Source organism: Bradyrhizobium sp. F1.4.3 (assembly GCF_040548375.1).
Taxonomy (GTDB): Bacteria; Pseudomonadota; Alphaproteobacteria; order Rhizobiales; family Xanthobacteraceae; genus Bradyrhizobium.
The window spans coordinates 759,402-781,840 of sequence record NZ_JBEPRN010000001.1; the positions used below are offsets into that span (position 1 = coordinate 759,402).

General features: G+C 62.6%; 21 protein-coding genes and 3 pseudogenes. 9 read left to right on the forward strand and 15 right to left on the reverse strand.

Annotation, left to right across the window (positions count from 1 at the left end; all coding sequences use genetic code 11):
* Window positions 1-6: 6 nt before the first annotated feature.
* On the forward strand, window positions 7-351 hold the full coding sequence (locus ABIB73_RS03785; protein ID WP_354221554.1) for an MmcQ/YjbR family DNA-binding protein: 345 nt from the start codon (window positions 7-9) through the stop codon (window positions 349-351).
* On the opposite strand, the gene ABIB73_RS03790 is transcribed toward ABIB73_RS03785, so the two are convergent.
* From ABIB73_RS03790 to ABIB73_RS03800, 3 genes and pseudogenes are all read right to left on the reverse strand, one after another.
* Entirely contained in the window at window positions 348-1,241 is an 894-nt protein-coding gene (locus ABIB73_RS03790) for a LysR family transcriptional regulator (protein ID WP_354222551.1), read from the reverse strand. The two genes, ABIB73_RS03785 and ABIB73_RS03790, sit on opposite strands and share 4 nt — an antisense overlap.
* A 255-nt stretch (window positions 1,242-1,496) precedes the next feature.
* A pseudogene (locus ABIB73_RS37550) lies at window positions 1,497-2,119 on the reverse strand (hypothetical protein).
* A 45-nt stretch (window positions 2,120-2,164) separates the two neighbouring features.
* Window positions 2,165-4,630 carry a DEAD/DEAH box helicase gene (locus ABIB73_RS03800; RefSeq protein WP_354221558.1) on the reverse strand — a complete coding sequence of 822 codons (2,466 nt, stop codon included), beginning with the start codon at window positions 4,628-4,630 and terminating at the stop codon, window positions 2,165-2,167.
* A gap of 198 nt (window positions 4,631-4,828) precedes the next feature.
* Between ABIB73_RS03800 and ABIB73_RS03805 the strand changes: the two genes are divergently transcribed.
* Entirely contained in the window at window positions 4,829-5,701 is an 873-nt protein-coding gene (locus ABIB73_RS03805) for a GNAT family N-acetyltransferase (protein WP_354221560.1), read from the forward strand.
* A 56-nt stretch (window positions 5,702-5,757) separates the two neighbouring features.
* Window positions 5,758-6,144, forward strand: a complete 387-nt coding sequence (locus ABIB73_RS03810) for an ester cyclase (protein WP_354221562.1) — start codon at window positions 5,758-5,760, stop codon at window positions 6,142-6,144.
* Window positions 6,145-6,167: 23 nt separating this feature from the next.
* Here the strand turns inward: ABIB73_RS03810 and ABIB73_RS03815 are convergent, their stop codons facing one another.
* From ABIB73_RS03815 to ABIB73_RS03825, 3 genes and pseudogenes are all read right to left on the reverse strand, one after another.
* A complete protein-coding gene (locus tag ABIB73_RS03815) occupies window positions 6,168-7,388 on the reverse strand; it encodes an MFS transporter (RefSeq protein WP_354221564.1) in 1,221 nt (406 codons plus the stop codon).
* Window positions 7,389-7,501: 113 nt separating this feature from the next.
* Window positions 7,502-8,116, reverse strand: a pseudogene (locus tag ABIB73_RS03820) (DEAD/DEAH box helicase); the annotation flags it as partial.
* Between the two features lie 45 nt (window positions 8,117-8,161).
* Window positions 8,162-8,488, reverse strand: coding sequence for a hypothetical protein (locus ABIB73_RS03825; RefSeq protein WP_354221566.1), 327 nt, complete (start codon window positions 8,486-8,488; stop codon window positions 8,162-8,164).
* 40 nt (window positions 8,489-8,528) lie between these two features.
* Between ABIB73_RS03825 and ABIB73_RS03830 the strand changes: the two genes are divergently transcribed.
* Window positions 8,529-8,990: a cupin domain-containing protein gene (locus ABIB73_RS03830; protein ID WP_354221568.1), complete on the forward strand. Its 462-nt coding sequence runs from the start codon at window positions 8,529-8,531 to the stop codon at window positions 8,988-8,990.
* Window positions 8,991-9,191: 201 nt separating this feature from the next.
* Here the strand turns inward: ABIB73_RS03830 and ABIB73_RS03835 are convergent, their stop codons facing one another.
* Window positions 9,192-9,782: a DUF308 domain-containing protein gene (locus ABIB73_RS03835; protein WP_354221570.1), complete on the reverse strand. Its 591-nt coding sequence runs from the start codon at window positions 9,780-9,782 to the stop codon at window positions 9,192-9,194.
* Window positions 9,783-9,878: 96 nt separating this feature from the next.
* Complete coding sequence (locus tag ABIB73_RS03840; RefSeq protein WP_354222553.1) at window positions 9,879-10,463, reverse strand: TetR/AcrR family transcriptional regulator; 585 nt, start codon at window positions 10,461-10,463, stop codon at window positions 9,879-9,881.
* A 75-nt stretch (window positions 10,464-10,538) separates the two neighbouring features.
* On the opposite strand from ABIB73_RS03840, the gene ABIB73_RS03845 reads away from it, so the two are divergent.
* Window positions 10,539-11,039, forward strand: a complete 501-nt coding sequence (locus ABIB73_RS03845; protein ID WP_354221572.1) for a peptide deformylase — start codon at window positions 10,539-10,541, stop codon at window positions 11,037-11,039.
* 15 nt (window positions 11,040-11,054) lie between these two features.
* On the forward strand, window positions 11,055-11,564 hold the full coding sequence (locus tag ABIB73_RS03850; protein ID WP_354221574.1) for a GFA family protein: 510 nt from the start codon (window positions 11,055-11,057) through the stop codon (window positions 11,562-11,564).
* A gap of 88 nt (window positions 11,565-11,652) precedes the next feature.
* Here the strand turns inward: ABIB73_RS03850 and ABIB73_RS03855 are convergent, their stop codons facing one another.
* A complete protein-coding gene (locus ABIB73_RS03855; protein ID WP_354221575.1) occupies window positions 11,653-12,912 on the reverse strand; it encodes a serine hydrolase domain-containing protein in 1,260 nt (419 codons plus the stop codon).
* Between the two features lie 254 nt (window positions 12,913-13,166).
* Window positions 13,167-14,063, reverse strand: a complete 897-nt coding sequence (locus tag ABIB73_RS03860; protein ID WP_354221577.1) for a LysR family transcriptional regulator — start codon at window positions 14,061-14,063, stop codon at window positions 13,167-13,169.
* A gap of 268 nt (window positions 14,064-14,331) precedes the next feature.
* Between ABIB73_RS03860 and ABIB73_RS03865 the strand changes: the two genes are divergently transcribed.
* Both ABIB73_RS03865 and ABIB73_RS03870 read left to right on the forward strand, forming a co-directional pair.
* Entirely contained in the window at window positions 14,332-15,066 is a 735-nt protein-coding gene (locus ABIB73_RS03865) for an SDR family NAD(P)-dependent oxidoreductase (protein WP_354221579.1), read from the forward strand.
* Between the two features lie 17 nt (window positions 15,067-15,083).
* Window positions 15,084-15,677, forward strand: coding sequence for an NADPH-dependent F420 reductase (locus tag ABIB73_RS03870; RefSeq protein WP_354221581.1), 594 nt, complete (start codon window positions 15,084-15,086; stop codon window positions 15,675-15,677).
* 88 nt (window positions 15,678-15,765) lie between these two features.
* Here the strand turns inward: ABIB73_RS03870 and ABIB73_RS03875 are convergent, their stop codons facing one another.
* From ABIB73_RS03875 to ABIB73_RS03890, 4 genes are all read right to left on the reverse strand, one after another.
* Window positions 15,766-16,128: a hypothetical protein gene (locus ABIB73_RS03875; protein WP_354221583.1), complete on the reverse strand. Its 363-nt coding sequence runs from the start codon at window positions 16,126-16,128 to the stop codon at window positions 15,766-15,768.
* 181 nt (window positions 16,129-16,309) lie between these two features.
* Complete coding sequence (locus tag ABIB73_RS03880) at window positions 16,310-17,161, reverse strand: hypothetical protein (RefSeq protein ID WP_354221585.1); 852 nt, start codon at window positions 17,159-17,161, stop codon at window positions 16,310-16,312.
* Window positions 17,162-17,201: 40 nt separating this feature from the next.
* The gene (guaA, locus tag ABIB73_RS03885; protein ID WP_354221587.1) at window positions 17,202-18,797 is read right to left on the reverse strand and encodes a glutamine-hydrolyzing GMP synthase; all 1,596 of its coding nucleotides are present in this window, start codon (window positions 18,795-18,797) and stop codon (window positions 17,202-17,204) included.
* A gap of 132 nt (window positions 18,798-18,929) precedes the next feature.
* Entirely contained in the window at window positions 18,930-19,382 is a 453-nt protein-coding gene (locus ABIB73_RS03890; protein ID WP_354221589.1) for a winged helix-turn-helix transcriptional regulator, read from the reverse strand.
* A gap of 159 nt (window positions 19,383-19,541) precedes the next feature.
* On the opposite strand from ABIB73_RS03890, the pseudogene ABIB73_RS03895 reads away from it, so the two are divergent.
* A pseudogene (locus tag ABIB73_RS03895) lies at window positions 19,542-19,742 on the forward strand (MFS transporter); the annotation flags it as partial.
* A 19-nt stretch (window positions 19,743-19,761) separates the two neighbouring features.
* Here ABIB73_RS03895 and ABIB73_RS03900 read toward each other — a convergent pair.
* On the reverse strand, window positions 19,762-22,086 hold the full coding sequence (locus tag ABIB73_RS03900) for a WD40/YVTN/BNR-like repeat-containing protein (RefSeq protein ID WP_354221591.1): 2,325 nt from the start codon (window positions 22,084-22,086) through the stop codon (window positions 19,762-19,764).
* Window positions 22,087-22,439 lie beyond the last annotated feature (353 nt).

A 22,439-nucleotide genomic window follows, 5' to 3' on the forward strand; every position in this document is an offset into this window, starting at 1 on the left:
TCTGGGATGACGCCCAAGACCTTTGAAGCGCGTTGCCTTCGCTTCCCCGCCGCCACCAAGGTGGTGCAGTGGGAGGGCACGTCCGTGTTCAAGGTCGGCGGCAAGATGTTCGCGCTCGGCGGCGGCTTTGCCGCAGGCTACATGTTCAAGACCTCGGACATGGCCTATGCGATGCTGATCGAGCACGGTGTCGCACGGCCGGCGCCCTATCTGGCGCGCGTCAAATGGGTGCAACTCGTGAGCAACAACGCCCTGCCCGATGCGGAGCTCACCGGCTATCTGGCGCAGGCTCATGCGCTGATCGTGGCGAAGCTCACGCGCAAATCGCGCAAGGCGCTGGGGCTCGACTAGAGCTTCGCTTCGGCAAAGATGCGGCCGATCCAGTCGAGAAAGACGCGCAGGCGCAGCGTGAGCTGGCGGTTTTGCGGATAAAGCGCCGACAGCGGCGTCGGCGACGGCGGATGGTCGGGCAGCACCTCGACCAGCGCGCCGCTGGCGAGATCTTCTTCAAAGCGATAGCGCGGCGCCTGCACCAGGCCGAAGCCGAGCCGCGCCAGATCCGCCATCGTGTCGGAATTGTTCACCCGGATCCGGCTCGGCAGCACGATCTCGCGCAAGGCGCCGCCAGCCGAAAACTCCAGCGGCAGCACGTCACCGGTCCGCGACGAGATGAAGCCGACCATCTGGTGCCCCTCGAGCGCATCCGGTGTTGCGGGCGTGCCGTGCGTGGCGAGGTAGGTCGGGCTCGCCACCGTGACTTCCGCAACCATGCCGAGGCGACGCTGGATCATGCCGCTGTCATCGGGCTGGCCGGCGCGGATAACGCAATCGACGCCTTCGCGCACGAGGTCGACCAAGCGATCGCCCTGCCCGATCTGCAACTCCATCAGCGTATGGCGTGCCAGGAATTCCGGCAGCTTTGGCAGGATGAAGGTGCGCGTCAGCAGCGGATGCGCATCGACCCGCAACAGGCCGCGCGGCTGGGCGTCGCGCATCGCGCTTTCCGCCTCCTCCACCTCCGACAGGATCGAGACACAGCGGCGATAATATTCCTCGCCGTCGAGCGTGGCCGTGACATGCCGTGTGGTGCGCTCGAGCAGGCGCACGCCGAGATGCGCCTCGAGGCCGCGCAAGACTTCGCTCGCCGTCGAGCGCGGCAGTCCCAGATCGGCTGCCGCAGCCGTAAAGCTGCGCCTTTCCACGAGGCGGACGAACAGGCGCATGGTCTCGAAGCGGTCCATGCCGGATTGTTCAACATAGCCGACAGGTGATGGCAAGGGCCGCCGGATTATCCGGCTCACGCGATCGGCTATCTCGTGCACCGGAGCCACGGAACAATTCGGCCGTCGCATTCACGGAGACTCAACCATGCCCTTTGCCAACATCAAGGTGCCGCAGGCCGCGCTGTCGAAAGCGAAGGCGAGTTCATCTTTCAGATCGCGTCGGAGGCGGACGCTGCCTCCGACCTTAATCGGCAGAAGCGCCGCGCGTCTTGCTCAGCGCTTCTCCTTCGAGCTGCGAGAGTTCGGAAGACTCCCTTCGACAACGGGAAGTTCGAGAGCAGAACGCAGTCGACCTTTGCCACGTTCATACAACATCGCATGAGTGGCCGGTTCCAGAAGATCTGTCCGGGGCGTGAAGTCGGCAATGACTTTGTTGAACCGGATCGCGCCACAGCCCGGCGTTGCGCAATCCCGTTTGACGTTCGGACAGTCCTTGAACCCGCAGAGCCGGCCGAGATACCGGTCGGTGCCCGGCTCGATCAGGAATATATCGAGCTGCTGGCTGACGACGCTGGTACCAGCTCCTTGCTCGTAGGCCGCTCGTAGCGCCCGGGCCGCGGCGCGCGGCGCAACGCGCTGAGTTGCTCCTGCGAATCGATCCAAAGCGCCAGATCGAGGTCGCGGCACTCATGCCAGACCTCGATGCCCTTCCGCCGAAACTCCGAAAATCGCGGAACCTCTTTCCAGAGCGCCTTCGCGACCGAGCCGATCACGGCAACGGCCCGCACGCTGGGGAAGGACATCCAAGCGTCCGCGACGACGTCAGCAGCAATTCTGAATTCACGCTGCCGAAGCAGCATGAAACGGTCTTGTTCCGCGATCTCCGAACGCCTCACGATATCTCCTTGGATCGCAGCGCCCTGCCCCGCAGTTTTCCAATGCTAACGTGGCGCGTCAAGCTGCCCGCGGCGCAAAGTCGTGGCCAACGCGGAGAGTATGTCCGCTAGCCGGTCTGCGATCTCCGGAGACGGGAGAGGAACCCTGAGGCTTTGTGAGCCGTTGGTCGGGTCGCGTTCGATCCAGGAATGACTTGGCGAGCTGGAATCCACGACGGCGCCGAAGAACAGCGCACCCATCTTGACAAGGGCCTGCCACGGATCGGAGCCTGCATCGTGAGCTGCCGACGCGTCTTCTGGAGCGGCTTGCGACGACGCCTCGCTTGCGAGAACGTCCGGGCCGTTGAGTGCGCCGGTGCCATTGACCGGCCCTGCCTCCTCCGCCGTCGTGACCACCTCGCCGCTTCCCATGCTCCCGGTGACACTCTCGACATCCTTCATGAAGCGGGTCAGCCGCGACCCGCCCAGCGAGACCTCGTTGCTGCCGCCGTCGAGAATGCCTTCCGCCAGAGAGCGTTTGAAAGCCAGGACCGACAGCATGCCTTCCTCGATGGTCCCCTTAGCGACGAAATTGATGATTTGGACCGGACGTATCTGGCCGAGGCGATGGATGCGGGCGATGCGCTGCTCGAGCACGGCGGGATTCCACGGCAGGTCCATGTTCACCAGCGTCGAAGCGTGCTGGAGATTGAGACCCGTGCTGCCGGCGTCCGTCGACAGGAAAACACGACAGGTTGGGTCGTCCCGGAAACGCTGGATCAGCTCCGGCCGCTTCTCCGACGGCACGCCGCCATGGAAACTGACATAACCGATCCCGCGCGCCTCCAGGCGGCGGATGACGATGTCGTGGGTCCGCGTCCACTGTGAGAACATTACAGCCTTGGCGTCCGGCTCGGCGAATAGCTGGTCGAGCAGCGCCGCAACTTCGTCGGCCTTGATGCCATGGTCGGTCTCCTGGTCCAGCAAATAAGTGCTGTTGCAGGACATTCGCATGTTCTGAAGGGCGCACATCAGCTGACGCTGATCCCTGTCGGACAGAAATCTGGACTTGCGCCACCGATGCACGATCTTTGCCACGTGATCGGAATTTTCCCGATGATAGTCCATCTGCGGCTCGGTCATCGGTACCAACACATTCTGGTCGGTGCGGCTCGGGAGTTGCCGCAGCACCTCGGACTTTCGCCGGCGGATCATGACGGGGGCCAAGGTCTCGCCGATCCTGTCCAGTGCCCGATAGCCGGTGACACGGCCGCCCTCGTCCTTGACCTGGTGATCATGCAAGAGCTTCCAGGTCGGACCCAAGCGATGCTGATCGACGAACTGAACGATCGAGATTAGTTCCTCGAGCTTGTTCTCCAGCGGCGTTCCGGTGAGGACGATCGCGTATGGACTGTCGATGCGCTTCAGGGCGCGCGCGGCAACCGTATTCCAGTTCTTGACGCGCTGGGCCTCATCGACGATGACCAGTTCCGGCGACCAGCCGGCGATCAGATCGAGATCGGGCTGGAGCTTCTCGTAATTCGTGATCTTGCAGAAATCGTCGAGCGCGTAATCCTTCTTCCGTTGCGGGCGGCCACCGTAGATGACGCGCGCCGCGTGTTTGTCCCGCCGCCCCGAGAACCGCGCCAGCTCGCTCTGCCACTGGTACTTGAGCGAGGTCGGACAAACGACCAGGACTCTGGACACGCCGAAGTGACCGGCGAGGATCTCCGTCGCAGCGATCGCCTGGATGGTCTTGCCCAATCCCATGTCGTCGCCAATCAGCGCACGGCCGGTGCGTACGGCAAAAAGTGCACCTTCGGCCTGATAGGGATACAGCGGTATCTTCAGCAGCCCCCGCAGCTTGGGATCGGCCGCGCCGCGTGGAAACAACTGGCCGAGCTTCGCCGCGCGTCGGTCGGCATCCCGCCGTCCCGCAACGAAGTCGAGCGCATCGTCGTAGGCGCGCAGCTCATGACCGCTCTTTGAGACCAGGTGGACGAAATCGTCGAGTTCACCGAGACGATCGTCCGACAGCAAGCCATCGCACTCCAGGTCGAATAGACGCGCCGCGGCCTTCTGCAATTGGGGCGGGCAGTCGGTGCCGGCACGAAAATGCACGCTGCGCCGCCCCTGATTGCTCAGATAGAGCTCGGAAAACGCCGGCCGATAGCCGCGCGCGAACGCCGCCTTGGCGCCACGCCTCCGCTCCAATTGGGCAAGCGTAAACTCGAGATGCTTGCAGGTCCCAAGCTCGTTAGTGGCGTAGTCCCGACACGAACAGAAATTGCCGCCGGGTCCGAAGCCACGAATCGCCACGCGGTAGCTTGATTTCGAGGCCGGATTGCTGACCCTGAACTCCGAGAAGAATGGATCGGCACCCAGATTTTCCAGCAAGTACGATTGCTCGCGGCCGAACTGACGGCGCAGTCCGCGTTGCCACTCGACCGGCGTCAGGTCGGTAGGCGCGTGTGCCCGGGACAGCTTGGCTTGTTTGCGCGGCGCGGAGTTGCGGGCTGTTGCAGATGTCATTGTCGGCTTTCGGTCTGGCAGGCGATCCGGATTGTGCTCCATATTAGCCCGTGCTCAATCCCGACATAACCGACTTCGCGACGAAATCCACTGCGGCCCATTCAGCGACCTTCATGGCATCGAGGCGAGGAACACGACTGCTCGCAAAGCCGTTTCCAGACAATTGACAGAGGCATATATCTGACTAAAGTCAGACATATGCTCGATCCCGTCTCCCGCGTCCGCCGCTTCAACCGTGCCGTGACCTCCGCCGTCGGTGCGCTCGATACCTCGTTCCTCGGGCGCGGGCGGCCGCTTGGGGCTGCGCGCGTGCTCAATGCGATCGGGCATGGGTGTTCGGATGTGGCGGAGATCCGTGACTATCTCGGCCTCGATTCCGGGCTGATGAGCCGCCTCTTGCGCAGCCTCGAGGACGAAGGCCTGGTCGAGACAACGGCGCATGAGGACGATGCGCGGCGTCGCGTCGCCCGGCTGACGCGCGCTGGCCGGCGCGAATTTTCCGCCTATGAGGCGCTGTCGAACACGCAGGCCGAAGGCTTTCTCACCCGGCACGCGCAGCGCGAGGCGCTGCTGGCGGCGATGGACCTGATCGCCTCCGCACTGACGCGCGAGCGCATCGCGCTGGACGAGATGGATCCGCGCAGCGATGAGTCCCGCTACTGCCTCGGCGAATACTACGCCGAGCTCGGCCGCCGCTTCAAACAGGGCTTTGATGTCTCGCTGTCGCGCGATCCCGACGCGAAGGACATGCGCCGGCCGCGCGGGACGTTCATCGTGGCGATGTCGGACACGCTGCCGATCGGATGCGTCGGTCTGAAGGGAACGAACCATGGCTATGCGGAGATCAAGCGGCTGTGGGTTGCCCCTTCCGCGCGCGGGCTCGGCCTCGGCCGGCGCCTGATGGACGCGACCGAGCGCGCAGCGCACGAGCTCGGCATTGCGGTGCTCCGGCTCGACACCAACAGCGCGTTGCCCGAAGCCGGCCAGCTCTACCGTACCACGGGCTGGAGCGAGATCCCCCGCTTCAACGACGACCCCTACCCGGATCTGTTCTTCGAGAAGCGGCTCTGAGTAGAATGCCGAATTCGCCGGATGCTGCGTTACTCTCGCAGCATCAGGAGACAGCCATGACCAGGGACGACCTCGCCGATATCTACCGCAACTACATCGCCTGCCTGAACCGGCAGGGCTGGACCGCGCTCGGACAGTTCGTTCATGATGACGTCGCCCACAACACACGACCGCTCGGGCTGTCCGGCTATCGCGCGATGCTGGAGCGGGATTTTCGCGAGATACCGGATCTTCATTTCAACATCGTGCTGATGATCTCTGTTCCACCGCACGTCGCCTGCCGGCTGAAGTTCGATTGCACGCCGGTCGGACAATTTCTGGGGCTCCCCGTGAACGGCCGGCGCGTCTCCTTTTGCGAGAACGTGTTCTACGAATTTCGCGATGGAAAGATCTGGCAGGTGTGGTCGGTGATCGACAAGGCGGCGATCGAGGCGCAGCTCTAGCGCTGCGCCTCGGAAAATCTGCCTCACGCCGTTGCCGGCGCCGCATCGGCCTCCCGTTTCGCGAACGGACGGAAGTTCATCGCCATCAGGAACGCGCCGAGGCCCATCGCCCAGGAGCCGATATAGAGCCAGGCGTAGCTCGAGAACGCGTCGTAGATCAGCCCGCCGGCGAGCGGGCCGGTCGCCATGCCGAGGCTGCCGGCCATGGCCGTGCCACCGATCACCGTGCCCATCATCTTGAGCGGAAAGTTCTCGCGGGCCAGCACCGCATAAAGCGGCATGGTGCCGGCATAGATGAAGCCGAAGACAGCGGCGACCGTATAGAACGTCGCGAGCTCATGCGCGAAGACGTAGGCGAGCGCGCCAAAGGCCTGCGCGAGCAGCCCTGAGACCAGCACGCGCTTGGCGCCAAACCGGTCGCCCATCAGACCGAAGGCGATGCGGCCGCCGAGGCCCGCAAGGCCCTCGACGCTGTAGATCGTCACCGCCGCGATCAGCGGAATGCCGCAGCTCACGGCATAGCTGACGGTGTGGATGATCGGGCCGGAATGGGTGGCGCAGCAGAAGAAATTGGTCGCGAGCAGGATCAGGAATTGCGGCGAGCGAAGCGCCTCGCCCATCGACATCTCGGCTTGCGGAGCGCCCTCGCCTGACGGCGCGACTGGCGTGTGTGCCAGTGCCGGCGGGCGGCGCACCAGCAGCGACACCGGGATCATGATGGCGCCAACCACCAGCGCGACGATCTGCATCGAGGTGCGCCAGTCGTGCCTGGAGACGAGCCAGGCCGCGAGCGGCGCCATCGTCATCGGCGCCATGCCCATGCCGGCCGACACCAGCGACACCGCGAGGCTGCGATGGGTGTCGAACCAGCCGGTCACGGTCGCCATCATCGGCGCGAAGATCGCCGCACAGGAGGCACCGACCAGCAGCCCGAAGACGAACTGGAACGCAATGAGCGAGGTCGCATGGCTCGCGGCGAACAGGCTGAGCGCCAGCACCGTCGATCCCGTCAGCACCACGGGCAGCGGCCCGAACCGGTCGGTCGCCGTGCCCCAGGCCATGCTGGTGAAGGCCATCGCCAGAAAGCCGATCGTCATCGCGCTGGAGATGCCGGTCACCGACCAGCCGGTGTCCTTGGCGATCGGCTGCAGGAACACCGGCAGCGAAAACATGCCGCCAATCGCGACGCAGCCAAGCAAGCCGCCGGCGGCGACGATCACCCAGCGATAAGAGGAAGGGGTCATTTTGGTCTCCCGTCAGGTCTGTCTGGGTGAAAGACGAATGGGAACAGCGGGGACCGACAGCCTCGACCAATGCATTGGATCATTTTTTTCGGACGCCGCCCCGACCGACCTCGCTACACCTCGAACAGAGCCTTGACGTCATCCTCCGTGAGAGCCGACCCGATCCGGCCATCCCGATCAAACAGGCTATCGGCGAGAGCACGTTTTCTGGCCTTGAGCTCGTCCATCTTTTCCGCGATCGTACCGGCGGCCACCAGCCTGTCGACGAAAACGGCCTTGTCCTGTCCGATCCGATAGGCACGATCGATGGCCTGTTCCTCGACAGCCGGATTCCACCAGGGATCGAAAATGACGACCGTATCAGCCGCGGTCAGGTTGAGGCCCACCCCGCCAGCCTTCAGGCTGACGAGGAAGACCTCCGCCGAACCGTTCTGAAAGGCTTCTATCGCCGTCTTGCGGTCCTTGGTCTCTCCGGTGAGCATGCTGTAGCGCAAGCCATCGTCGTCGAAGCGCTTCCTGATCAAGTCGAGCATGGAGGCGAATTGCGAGAACACGATGATCTTCCGCCCCTCGCTCAACAGTTCCCGCACTATCTCGATCAGGCGGTCGAGCTTGGCCGACGGCCGTTCGACCCCGTCATCGAGTTTCAGGAGCGCCGGATCGCAGCACGCCTGCCGCATCCTGAGGAGAGCTTCGAGAACCACAATGTGGCTCTTCGCCAGGCGGCGCGGGCGCAGGCAGCAAGCCATGGTGAAGCTCGGGAAGTTGCTGGCTCAAGCGGCGTGACACTTCCTCGACTTGCGCGCGAGGAATGGAAGGCGCCGACAGGAACTGACTGGCGAGCCGTGGCGGCAAGCCTGGGCGCTGACATGCGTCAGGTCGTCGCTGACCTTCACTGCAGAGACGCGGCCCTGCGCTTGATAGGCAAGGCCCTTCTCCATCGCCGATCGGCTGAAGTAAGTGTAGATGGCCTTACGTTTGAGAACGTTCGAGAGCACCTGCAGCGATTCAACGATCTGGCTTTCAGCTTGCAGCATAGTCGTTTCGGGCGGATCATTGTAGCCGCGAAATCCGGCATACAAACGGAAGATGCGCCCCACGAAGCGACCTCGCCCCGGCCACCACGAACGGAATGCTCACATGCCAAAGATCGACATCGCCGCCGTGCCGGCCCGCAAGGGCTCCGGTTATCCCGCGCCATTCGACGCCCCTTGCGCCGAGCGCATTCGCAAGCGGCTCGGCAATGCCGGGGGCCTGAAAGATTTCGGCGTCAACCTCATGCACCTGCCGCCGGGCAACTGGTCGAGCCAGCGGCACTGGCACTCGCATGAGGACGAGTTCGTCCATGTGCTCGAAGGCGAGCTGACTCTGATCGAGGACGACGGTGAGACGGTGCTGCGCGCCGGCGATTGCGCCGCCTTCCCGAAGGGTACTGGCAACGGCCATCACATGATCAACCGGTCGGATGCGATGGCCGTCTATCTCGAAGTCGGCTCGCGCGCGCCCGACGATCTCACCACCTGCTCCGACATCGACATGATGAGCGCGAATTCCGACGGCCGGTTCGTGCACAAGGACGGCACGCCCTATCCGGAGGGCTAATTCGCCAGTCCTGCTTCTCGATCCGGGGCAAATTCAGAGGTGCCCCCCTGCAAAAAGCTCGAAAACAACCCCATGCAAAGTAGCCGGCACCCGCGGGATCAATGACTTACGACGCCCGTCATTGACGATGCCGAGCCGCGATTTGACTCGTCGGGCAAAACACCGGCACGATGTCATCATCCCGCCTACGCCATCGCATCGTCACCCCAGCTGAGCCCGCCTGGCGTGCTGACGCCACGCGCTGACGGTGAGCCAGATCGCCGAGACCAGAAAGTAGAGCGCGCCGACCGCAGCATAACCCGCAACATTTGCGATCGACGGAACGGCGGGCGTCGAAGCCTGAACGATGAAGAAGCCGCCGGCCAGGGCTGACTGACCACCGCTGAGCACCATGGCCCACTGCGCACCAAAACTCTTCCAGCGCCGGATTGCCGTCCCTAACTGGAGCAATCCTGATAGAATCGCCCAGGCACCGAAGACGCCGAGCACCCGGTTCATACTCATCTGCAAGGCAATGAGGACCGCGACGGTGGTCACCAGACTGACCACAACGTTCAGCGCTTGCGTGCGGCTTTGCTTGAGCCCGCCGCTGCGGCGCGCGTCCGCGAAGTTGGCCGCGGCGTCCCATGCCGGATAGAGGACGAGCAAGGCTCCGGCGATCACCGCAGAAGACGGAGCGAGGACAAACGCAGCCACGACCCAGGCGACGGAGAACGCCGCTCGGATGAAGTAGTAAGACTTCAGCCAACGCTCGCGATCGGCACGAACGAGATCCAGTTGATAATGCGTCACCACAGTCTCCTTTGCCTACTAGTTGGTACTTTCTGCGCGCAGCGAGATGCCCTCACCCCAGCGCCTGCGGAGTGTCGTGATGGTCTCGCCAATGTTTCAGGGCTTGGTGGATAGCCGATCCAGAAGCGGCGTGGTGATCACACCGAACATTTTGGGATCGCCATAGGCACGCGCCGACAACATCGCACCGTGAATAGTCGCCATGAATCCCTCAGCCTCGACTCGGGCTGTGCCTGAGAGCTTTAGCCGCCCCTTCCGCTTGCCGCGTTCCATCACCGAGGTCAGCCACGAAGCGAGCGAGCGGAAGTGAGCCCGGACTTCGAGTGCCACTTCCTCAGGCAATATCGGAAGCTCGCTGGCAAGAAGCGCGCACACGCAGAAGGGCGCCGTCGCATCGGTGATGCACCCCTCCCAATACGCGAGATAGTTTTTGAGCTGATCGCGCGGGTCCGGGATATTGCGCTCGAGCGCCGACAGCCCCGCCTGGGCTTCCTCGCGGTATCGCGACACGAGCGTGCGAACCAGGTCGACCTTGCTGGCGAAATGGTGGTGGATACTCGGTTTGCGTATTCCGACCACCTCGGCCACGTCGGCATAACTGAAGCCGTTGTAGCCGCCCGCAATGATCAGAGTGCGCGCGCAGGCCAGAATGTCGTCGGCAGTCGAGGAGACGTTGGTCATGACCATTGACTACCTTCCAGTTGGTAGGACGTCAACAGCGAGTGCTTCACTCTCCTGTGAGTGCTAGGAGCGAACATGACCATTCGCCCCATCGTCCGGTATCCCGATCGCCGGCTCGCGATCCAGGCACGGCCCGTGACCGCATTCGACGGCGCGCTGTGTGAACTTGCTGCGGATCTGCTGGAGACGATGCGCGCCGCGCCCGGCATCGGCATCACGGCGCCGCATATCGGCGTGCCGTTGCGCGTCGTCGTGCTCGAGCTCGACGCCGAGGACGGCGTGCGCACTTACGTCAATCCGGAGATCGCATGGGCCTCGCCCGAGATGATCATGCATCGTGAAGGCAGCGTCTCGATGCCCGGCGTCAACGACGAGGTCCAGCGCCACGCGCGGGTGCGGATCAGCTATTGGGATATCGACGGCAAGAGGCAGACGGAAGAGTCCGACGGCCTGCGTGCTGTCTGTCATCAGCATGAGATAGATCAGCTCGATGGGATGTTCTGGATTCAGCGGCTGTCGCGGTTGAAGCGGGAGCGGCTGATCAAGAAGTTTGAGAAGATGGCGCGGAATTCGTAGGGTGATCGCCAACAAATGACCATCTCCTCCACCATGATCGCAACCTGCTCCTGCGGCAGCGTCGAGCTCAAGGCGTTCGGCAAGCCGATCGTCAGCGCGGCCTGCTATTGCAACGACTGCCAGAAGGGAGCAGCTCAGATCGAGGCTCTGCCGAGCGCTCCCGCCGTGCGCGATCCCGACGGCGGGACGGCCTATGCGCTCTATCGAAAAGACCGGTTCGAATGCTCCAGGGGAGCCGAACTGCTGAGGCCGCATAAACTCAAGGACAGTTCGCCGACCAACAGGGTTGTCGCGACGTGTTGCAATTCGGCGATGTTCGTGAATTTCGATAGAGGTCCGCACTGGGTCTCAGCCTACAGAGCGCGATTTCACGGAGAACTCCCGCCCCTGCAGGCGCGGATCTGCACAAAATTCAAACCGGATGGCGTTGTGCTTTCCGGCGACGTGCCAAGCTACCGAAGCTATCCCCCCAGCTTCATCGTCAAGCTTCTCGCCTCGCGCATCGCAATGGCGCTGGGCAGATAAGCTCGTAGGATGGGTAGAGCACAGCAAAACCCATCGCGCTCGGCGAACGGATGGGGTTTCGCTGCGCTCTACCCATCCTACAAGCAGGCTACCCGCCCCCCATCAACTCCTTCGCCAGCGCCATGTAGGCCGGCAGCGTCACAGGGTCGTTGGCGGCGTTCCCCGCGATCGGATGCGAGGCGTAGCGCGCGATCACCATCTCGGCCTTGGGATCGATGTAGATGCCCTGGCCATGAACGCCGCGCGCCATGTAGGCGTCGTGGGCGTTGTGCGTGACCCACCACTGATTGCGGTAGGATGCGCCGGGCAATGTGGTGTAGCCGGCCGGCTTGAATTTCTGGGGATCGCCGCCGCGCGAAATGTCCTCGGCGACGGATGACGGCACGATCTGGCGGCCGTTGAAGCGGCCGTAATTGCGCATGGTCTCACCGAAGCGGGCGAGATCGCGCAGCGTCGTGGACAGGCCGCCACCGCCGCTTTCGGTGCCGATGCGGTCGACGTGATAATGCGCATCCTCCTCCGCGCCGATTTGAGTCCAGATCCGCTCCGACAGAAGATCGGCCAGCGTCATGCCGCTCGCGCGCCGGCAGATCCAGGCGAGCACGTCGGTGTTGACGGTCTTGTAGGCAAAGGCCTTGCCGTGCTCGCCCTGCTTGGCTTGCGCCACGAGGAAATCGAAAATGGTGGTCGGGCCGTCGTAGCCCGGCTCGATCGGCGCCATGCCGTTGGCGCGCCGCAAGCCCCACACGGCGGAATTCCTGTCGGTGTAGACTTCCGTGTATGCGAGGCCCGTGGTCATATCCATGACCTCGTGCACGCGTGCATCGCCGAATGCGCTGGCCTTCAGCTCCGGCACATAGTCCGTGACAGGCGCCTGCGGATCGATCTTGCCCTCCGTGACCAGAATGCCGGCCAGCACGCCGGTGAAGGACTTCGTGACCGACATCGCTATATGCGGCTTGTGCGGCTTCAGCGCGCCGAAATAGTGCTCGTAGATCAGCTTGCCCCGATGCAGCACCGCGATGCCGTCGGTGTATGTCTCCTGCAGCATTTTCGCAAACGTCATGGGACGGCCGTCCATCGTGGTCGAAGCCGACGCGCCGATGTCATGGTCTTCCCGCGGCAGCGGCGACGCGGGCCCTGCCCCGCGCCAGACGTTCACGGTCGGCACCAGCTGACGGATGTTGCTCCAGGCCCAGCGCAGCTCGGGGAAGCTGCGGAACGAGCCGTCCTGGAAGGTGATGGTGCGGTCGGGCGCTGGCGGGAAGCCCTTCATCCAGCCAAGTGTTTCTGGGTCGGTCTCGGCGGCGGTTGCAGGCGATTGGCTTGAAGCGGTCGCGACGGACATGAACACGGGCTCCGGAAGGAACGATGCAGAAGTCGTATCACGGGCTAGCATGGCGCACATCTGGCGTTTGTGCTGGGATGACCGTCGTTTGCATCTGATCCGGCTACCCCGTTGTTAGGGTCTGCCGCAGCTTTGCCTTGCGGCAGCGTTCTGCCTAAACGCGTCTCATTACCTTCGAACAAGGAGGACGCGGGGTCCCCTGCCTGCCCACTGGTTGTAACCTACCAGAGATTTCGCCGGCGACCTGCCGGGCGTCAGTCGCGCGATATGGACAGCCCCGCGAGAAGCGGAGCGTACGCGGCGAGCCTGCGGGATACGAACTCCGTGAAGAGCCGCACGCGCTTCGTCTTGCGTGTGTCCCCCTGTGTGAGAAGCCAGACCGTTCCGTACATGTGCAGGTTGGTGCCCGGCACCCTCACCAGCAGGGGATCGGCATCTCCGACGAAGCACGGCAGTGTCGTGATCCCGAGCCCTTGCCGTACAGCAACGATCTGCGCCCCGGCGTCGGTGGTCCTGAATGGAACACCCGTGGTGCGGACCTCACCCTCGCTGGCCCAATCCGGAATGCCATGAATGCTGATGACGATCCAGCGGATGGGATCAGGCGCGCCCGCACGCCACGCGGCCAGTCGATCGCGGGACATGTAGACGCCGCCGAACAGCTCCGGTCCCTTCAGGCCGTGAAGATTGAGCGGCAGGGTTTTGCGGTCGTAGACGACGCGGATCGCGACGTCGGCCTCCCGGTTGGTCAGATTTGCCAGCTCGCCGAACGACAGGATTTCCATCTCGATGTCCGGATGCAGACGCGCGAAATCGGCGAAGTCCGGCATGAGCAGGTGTGTCGCGAGGGGCGGCGCCAGCGTCACCCGCAGAAGCCCGCGCACGCTCTGGTCGCGCCCGAAGACGCGCGTCTCCAGCAGGTGCGACGACGCTTCCATCTGGTCCGCGAACTCGAGGACCTCCTCGCCCGCAGCCGTCAGGCGGTAGCCCGAAGGCAGCTTTTCGAACATGTGGACCCCGAGGCGTTCCTCGAGCTGGGCGATGCGTCGCAGCACGGTCGCGTGGTTCACACCGAGACGCTCGGCGGCAGCCCGCACCGAGCCTCCGCGCGCGACGGCAAGAAAGTAGCGAACGTCATCCCAGTCGATCATGGTGCAATCCCGCACCGCGCGGTGCGCCTTCCAAAGCCCGTATCTAGCGCGTCGTACAGCAGTACGGGCGGTCGTCATAGCTTATGTCGACGAGCGCGGCCCAATTCCGAACGGCGGACACCGAACATCGCGGCTGGCGTCAGTGGTCCAGCCGGATCGATTTTGCACCACCGATGTGCGCGCTTTCGTACTCAACGCCCGACTCCGGCGGACCTATGTCGAGGCTCTCGGGGGCAGATGCTGTCCCGACACCGCGACAGGAGAAGTTATGGGAAAGCTTGAGGGTAAGGTTGCAGTCATCACGGGTGGATCGAGCGGCATGGCGCTGGCGAGCGCCAAGCGGTTCGTTGATGAAGGCGCTTATGTTTTCATCACGGGCCGGAGGCAGGAGGCGCTCGACGAGGCCGTCAAGCTGATTGGCCGGAACGTGACCGGCGTGCGCGGCGACGCGGCCAATCTCGACGACCTCGACCGTCTGTTCGACACGGTCAAGCGGGAAAAGGGCAGGATCGACGTCCTGTACGCGAGCGCCGGCATGGGCGAAGGCGTCCCACTGGGCGAGATTACCGAGCAGCACTTCGATGCGACCTTCGGCCTGAATACGCGCGGCACGCTGTTTACAGTTCAGAAGGCGTTGCCGCTGTTTGGCGATGGTGGATCGATCTTCATGACCGGGTCGGTTGCATCGGTGAAGGGTTTTCCCGGTTACGGCGTGTATGCGGCGAGCAAGGCGGCGTTGCGCTCATTCGCACGCACGTGGCTCAACGAACTGAAGGGCAGGAATATCCGCGTGAACGTGCTGAGCCCGGGGCCGATCGCCACACCGATGCAGGACCAGGTTCTCACCGAGGAAGCGAAGCGGATGTTCGAATCCCTGATCCCGCGGGGAAAGATGGGTCGTCCTGAGGAAATTGCGGCAGCCGCGCTGTTTCTGGCTTCAGACGATTCGAGCTTCGTGAATGGGGTGGAGTTGTCTGTCGACGGCGGCTTCTCGGCCATCTGAAAATCGGAGAAAGCATTATGAGCTACGCAATTGTAGGATTCGGCAAGATTGGCCAGGCCCTCGCCCATGCCTTCGCCCGTAAGAACATCGACGTGACCGTCGCGAGCCGCCGGCCGCCCGAGGCGTTGGCGCCGCAGGCTCGGGCGATTGGACCCAGGGTCGTCGCCAAGTCGCTGCGGGATGCACTCGCGGCCGACACGATCATCCTGGCGGTCCCGTTCGGGGAGCATCGCGAGGTTGCGAAGGCCCTGCCGAGCTGGAAAGGCAAGACGATCATCGACGCGACGAACGGGTTTGGAGAAGAGCTGGACGGTCTTCTGTCCTCCGCTGTCGTCGCGAAGGCGTTCACCGGCGCCAAGCTCGTGAAAGGCTTCAATCACCTGGGTGCGGCCAAACTGGCTGCCGATCCGGTCGTCGAGGGCGGCCACCGGGTCGTCTTTCTGTCTGGTGACGACGAGGACGCGATCACTCCCGTGGCGGCCTTGGCCAAGCAACTCGGGTTCGCACCCGTCAAGCTGGGAAAGCTCAACGAGGGTGGCGCGCTGGTGCACGCACGCGGCCGCGTCTGGGGCCCGCTCATCTTCCAGGATTTGTTCAGGAAGGAGCAGTAGTCGATCCACGTGATTTGGCCCGAGAAGTAAAATCCTAACCGAATTAAGGTGACAGTGCACTCAACTCGCAAGCCTTCCTTGGCAAGCGTTATTTAAATGCACTGTCACCGTAATTCCCGAAATACATCTCGCATACATTCGTAACGTGGTGATGCCGAGTAACTGGCAGCCCACGAAAGGGATATCGCCGGAAATAAAATTCGCACTCCTTCAGCGAGCTGATTGTCTCGTGAAGCCCGAGATATTTAGTCACTACAGCATGCTCTCGCTCCATCTCTTCAGAAAATTTAAATTCAGATTCGATCTCATCGCGCATCAACAATCGGTCATCGAAATGAAGCGTGCTTACCAAATGTCGACGCTTCCATTCCTTCCAGCCGGGATAAGATTCGAGACGAACCATCCACGTCGTGATTGCACTTAACAATCGATCTCTCTGCAGTTCGGCCATGCTGTCATCAAATTTACGGGTTCATATTTCGGTTCAACCGCTTGTGGACAGTGGCCGCGTGGGAGTAGGTAACGCGGCTATCGAGACGTAAGGCGCGCCTTAGCCCGTAGGCAGGATTAGCGAAGCGCAATCCACCCATCTATGCACCGCGCAACACGCAGGCCAGTCAACAAACGGCCGGCTATTGCCTCCAACTCTCCCAATAGAATAAACCAGCGGCGTTTTGGGCAGTTTCTCCAAATTTCCCGGGATACCGTTGTGGCACACGCTTAATCTCATTCAGCAGACCAGCTATATTGTCGGCAAGCAGATCGATTTCAATCTTGTCGCCTTCAAGAAAATAGCCCCACCGCAACGAACCGCCTGAATTGGCGAGCCCGAGCAGCATCGACAACGCCCGATCGAAAGCACCTCCAGGGCCGCTAGGCGGCTTGTCCGCAAGAAAATTCCAAGTGACACACATAGGTGCATCAGCAGACAATCCAACATGCACTTCTTGATGAATCCGCTTCAGAAAATGAGCGATGAATAGAACCATGGGAGCTTGGTTTCCCGCCAGTTCTACGGTGTGCTCCTCACCTGTTCGAGCGTTCACAAAGGGCCCTATGGATACCCGTGCGCGGCCGTTGAGCAGATGCCGCCGATAGCACTGAGTGGCGCCGAGCTCTTTGACGAAATGCTCTTCGCTCGCCGCAATCGACGGCTCCGTCGCCGAAATCGCAAAGACCATGACGCGATGATGGTCTAGTTTAGACATCAAATTTGCACAGAACCGCTCTCTGTAGTGCGAGTTCGCCCGATTCCACTTAGTGAGCTTGCGAGTTAGTGGGTTGGCAATTTGACCAAGCTCATGTGCCAGCGCGCTATGCTCAACCGCGGCCGACAGTATCAACGCCGAGGTATGCCATTTCTCCCCAATTAGTTGCTCTGTCGGCGAGTGATCCAAAGAAGCTGTAAACAAGCCATCGTAATGATGGCCCGCGAAATAGCCGCTCAGATTGCGGTGAAGCGCGGAAGGTTCAATCTGCTGCATCTCAATCTGTTCATATCACCGCGAGGAGATGGATGCCCCCCTACTCCCACTCAATCGTCCCAGGCGGCTTGCTGGTCACGTCATACACCACCCTGTTCACGCCCTTCACCTCGTTGATGATGCGCGTTGCGGTCTCGCCCAGGAATTTCATGTCGAACTGGTAGAAGTCCGCGGTCATGCCGTCGGTGGAGGTGACGGCGCGCAGGCCCACGACGAAGTCGTAGGTGCGGCCGTCGCCCATGACGCCCACTGTTTTCACCGGAAGCAGCACGGCAAAGGCCTGCCAGATGTCGTCGTAGAGGCCGTGCTTGCGGATCTGGTCGATGTAGACGGCGTCGGCCTGGCGCAGGATGTCGAGCTTGTCGCGGGTGATGTCGCCGGGGCAGCGGATGGCGAGGCCGGGGCCCGGGAACGGGTGGCGGCCGACGAAGATTTCGGGCAGGCCGAGCTCGCGCCCTAACTTGCGCACCTCGTCCTTGAACAGCTCGCGCAGGGGCTCGACGAGCTTCATGTTCATGCGCTCGGGCAGGCCACCGACATTGTGGTGCGACTTGATCGTCACCGAGGGGCCGCCGGTGAAGGAGACGCTCTCGATCACGTCAGGATAGAGCGTGCCTTGCGCCAGGAAGTCGGCGCCGCCGATCTTCTTGGCCTCCGCCTCGAACACCTCGATGAAGAGACGGCCGATGGTCTTGCGCTTGGTCTCGGGATCGGTGACGCCTTCGAGCTCGCCCAGAAACTGTTTCGAAGCATCCACATGCACGAGCGGGATGTTGTAGTGGTGGCGGAACAGATCGACCACCGTCTTGGCTTCATCAAGCCGCAGCATGCCGTGATCGACGAACACGCAGGTGAGCTGGTCGCCGATCGCTTCGTGGATCAGCACGGCCGCGACCGCGGAATCGACGCCGCCAGAAAGGCCGCAGAGCACCTTGCCCTTGCCGACCTGGGCGCGGATTTTTGCGATCTCTTCCTCGCGGAAGGCGCGCATGCTCCAGTCGCCGGAGAGGCCTGCGATCTTGCGGACGAAATTGCGGATCAGTTTGGCGCCGTCGGGCGTGTGCACCACCTCGGGGTGGAACATCAGGCCGTAATATTTGCGCGTCTCGTCCTGGATGATTGCGAAGGGCGCATTCGGCGAAGTGCCGGCCACCGAGAAGCCCGGCGGCATCTTGGTGATGCGGTCGCCATGGCTCATCCAGACCTGGTTCTTGCCACCGGGCGACCAGACGTCCTCGAACAGCTTGCTGCCGGCCTTCACCTCGACATCGGCGCGGCCGAATTCGCGGTGATGGCCGCCCTCGACGGTGCCGCCGAGCTGCTCCGCCATGGTCATCTGGCCGTAGCAGATGCCGAGCACCGGCACGCCGGATGCGAAGATCAATTGCGGTGCGCGGGGGGAGCCTGCCTCATGCACCGACTCCGGACCGCCGGAGAGGATCACCGCTTTCGGCTTCATCTCCAAAAAGGCCTGTTCGGCCTTGTTGAACGGGACGATCTCGCAATAGACGCCGTCCTCGCGCACGCGACGCGCAATCAGCTGCGTCACCTGGCTGCCGAAGTCGACGATGAGAATCTTGTCATGCGCCGAGGCCACGGAGGGCGTCGACTGCTGGGCGTTCTGTGCTGCTGTCATGGCAAGCAAATACGCGACGGGGGCCGCCGCCGCAACCGCGCGGGCCGCGCGCCCACATCCTTCTTTGGGCATGGACAAACGGATATAGGTAAGTATTATTGACTTAATTTGCTTTGCGACTCGGCGGCGACTTCAGCGCTTGCGCGCACCGGCCTTCCTCACCCTGGTATCGGACCATGTCAGCGGACGGCCGGCCCGCGACGGCAGCACGAGTTTCCCGACCGGCTGGCCTGTCTGGTCGACCAGGTCCGAATGCACCTCGCCACGGGTGTAAAGATTGGCTTCGCCCCATTGGCGCAGGCTGACGACGACTGGAAACAGGTCGCACCCCTTCCTCGTCAGCGCATATTCCTGATAGGCGCTGCCGTCGGAGGCCGGAACCGGTTCGAGCACGCCGAGCTCCACCAGCCTGTGCAGGCGGGCGCTGAGCATGCCCTTGGCAATGCCAAGGTTCTTCTGGAAATCGCCGAACCGGCGCAGCCCGTCGAAGGCATCGCGCACGATCAGCAGCGACCACACATCCCCGATGGCGTCGAGTGCGCGCGCCACCGGGCAGTCAGCCTCGGCAAAACCGGTCCGCTTCATTCGCCGTTCCCCTCCAAGATGGTCTTAAAATAAGACTAGATAGCGCCGCATGCAACTGGTCTTATTTTAGGACTAGATAGACGTGCCGGAGACGACAATGACGAAGGATGACACCACGACAGCCCGGCTGACGAAAGCCGCCGACATGACCGGCCGCGGGCTCTCGCGCGCGATCTCGGAATCGCCCCCGCTGCGATCGGCATGGTGGTGACGTTCACCCAGATTGGCTACGCGTCGGGCCTGATCCTGATCGTGCCGCTCGGCGATCTCCGGGATCGCCGCCGCCTGATCGTCGGCCAGACCGTGCTGTCGGCGATCGGACTCGTCATCGTCGGCACGGCGTCGCACGCCGCGGTGCTCTAACGCCCAATCGCAGAGGCTAGCCGAACTGCAAATAGCCCGAACCGAGAAAGCCAACGTAGACGACGCCGGCTTGGTTCATGTCGCCGGCCATGCAGTTGGGATTGTCGAACGTCATGCCGCCGAACGTGGCGTCTCCGATCTTCGTCCATGAGACACAGTCGTCTTCCGTCTTCCAGACGCCGAGAACGCTGTTGACATAGCCATAGATGAAGATCGTCGGGTAACGGCCGACTGCCTTCCCGTAGCCCCAGACGTACACTTCTCGCACCGTGTAGCCAGCCTGGGAGACGTCATGCCATGTGCGCCCGCCATCGTTGGAGCGGGAGAATTTGTTGGTATTGTCCACCCTCGCACCGAAGGACCCGCCGCCGGTGATGAAGTAGTGGCCGGCGTTGTTGGGGATGGCCTTCAACTGCACCCCGGAGCCGTTGCTGCCGCCGAAGCTGAGGCCTGGACTGGCTACCGTATTCCATGCCCCGCCCGTGTTGGCCGTCCAGAAAATCTTGTTCGCCGAGTAGCCGACGTAGTAGTTCGCCGTGACCTTGTCGGCGGCAAGGTTCTGATTAATCTGAGAGAAGCCGTTCCCCCAACCACGGGAGCCTGCGGGGGTTGCGTCCACCCAAGGCGTCGCGCCGCCATCGGTGGTTGCGAACACACCGGACGATGCAGCCACCATCATGCTCGTGGGCGAACTGACGGCCATGGCTGCAGAGCCAGAGCCGGTATTGAGACCAGGAGGTTGGTTCGCGAAGAAATTCCATCCCGTAACCGGCACACCGCCGTTGGTCGTATAGCCCGGTCCAGTCTGTTGTCCGGCCGTGGATCCGCCACTCCCCGCACAGAGGAGCGCGATGAAGTTTGGATTGGAAGCTGCCCAGTCAGCGCCGTTGCCGCCGAAAATAACGGACTGACCGAGATGCTTGTTCGCCCGACCACCCGGCCAGATGCCATAGGACGACGGAAACTTGGACTTGTCGGTGATCAAGAACCAAGGACGATCCCACTGCACCAAACCGATGCCGCCACCGGGCGGGCTGATGATCTGTGTCGTCTCCAGGCTCTCGATGCCGGCGGCCCGCGAGTTCCAGGTCCAAGCACCCCACGAGCCGCTGTTGCCGATCGAAGGTAGGTTGGCCTCCCAATAGCCGATACCCTCCGGAAAGCAGAGCGTGTTCGATATCGACGGATCGAACTTCATGCAGCCGTTCATCGACATGAAACGCTCGTCGGTCTGCAACCACGGAGCGTCCGTCGCGACCTGGTTGAACTGCTCGCTCTGAGCGGGAGTCCAGCGCTGGCCGCCATCGAGCGTCTGGGCGAGGCCGCCGTTGACGCCTGCGATGATGACGCGCTGCGTCGCAGACGTCGTGCTGGTCGGATCAGGGGCAACCGACCAGGTGGAGTACGTCGTCACGCCGGCCGAGTTTGTCCAGGTGTTCGGCGTGAAAAGCGTGCCGCTCTGGACCGTGAAGTTCCAGACGTTCGGTGGTTTGGCATCTGCGCACACCCACGCCACGCCGAATTTGTCGACGACAATGCGGACGCAATTTGTCGGGCTGCCGGTCAGCGCCGTCCAGTTCGCGCCGGCGTCGCTGGTGTGGTAGACGCCGTGGCCGTAGATCCAGACATAGATACCCTGCCGGAGCCCTCCAACGATTGCGGACACCGGATCGAAGGCGAAGCCGCAGACGTAAGTGCCGCCAGTGGGCAGCGGCAGTTTGCTCGCGTTAATCTTGGTCCAGTGCGAGCCGCCGTCGACGGTGGACCAGATGCCTGCGAACGTGCCAACCCAGACATGATCGGGGTTCTGGTCGTCGATCGCCATCGCCGGCCCGGGGCCGCCAGCGGGGCTGTTCGGATTGCAATTGCTCAGCGATTGTAGCGGAAACGTGCCGCCGGCGTTGTCGGTCTGGTTGACGAAGTTCAAGCCCTTGTTGATGGACTTGTACATCATCCCACATTCCATCATGTAGATGACATCGCTGTTGCTGGGCGCGATGCGAACGTCCCACGCTCCCATGGAGTCGAAGAAGCGTCCGCGCGTCGCGGGGCTGTAGGCGGGGTCGCCGAGCGGGATGCGCCCCGGTGCGAATAGCTGCTGCCAGAGGCCCATGCCTCCAGCGTTTCCGGTCGATGGCAAACTCTTGTTGAGGATGTACGCGCCGAAGACGTCGACCTTGCAGACCCTCGTTCCGTCAGGCGCGATGTCGTGGTCGCGCGTGAAGCCGCCGCCCCCGACCTTCAGCGGTTTCCATGCGAGCGCCGCAACGGCTGGAGATACCAGGGGAAACCAGCCCATCTCAACAATCGCCGCCAGGATAAAATTGCGTCGCGTGAGCATTGGGCATCATCTCGAATTCGAGGTGGCCATTAATGCTTAACGTGCTCGGACAGACAAGATGCATAATGCCGCGTCACCAATTTCCGAAGCCGGACGGGGCCGCATTGGCATAAGCCGTCGCACCGAAATTCATGGTATTGACAGTTCCTGTTCCTTCGACGTGCGACAAAACATAGATTGCCCCAGTGATCGCCGAGATGCTCGCGCCGCCTGTGTTCGTTGCTGGGTTATTTGCCCGCTGGCATTCCAGTTGCCGCCGTTGACCCTGAACCAAATGCGCTTGTTGTCGAGATCAACCGCCAACCCGACCGTATTACCCGAGGCGAAGATATCAGACGTCACACCAATAGTAT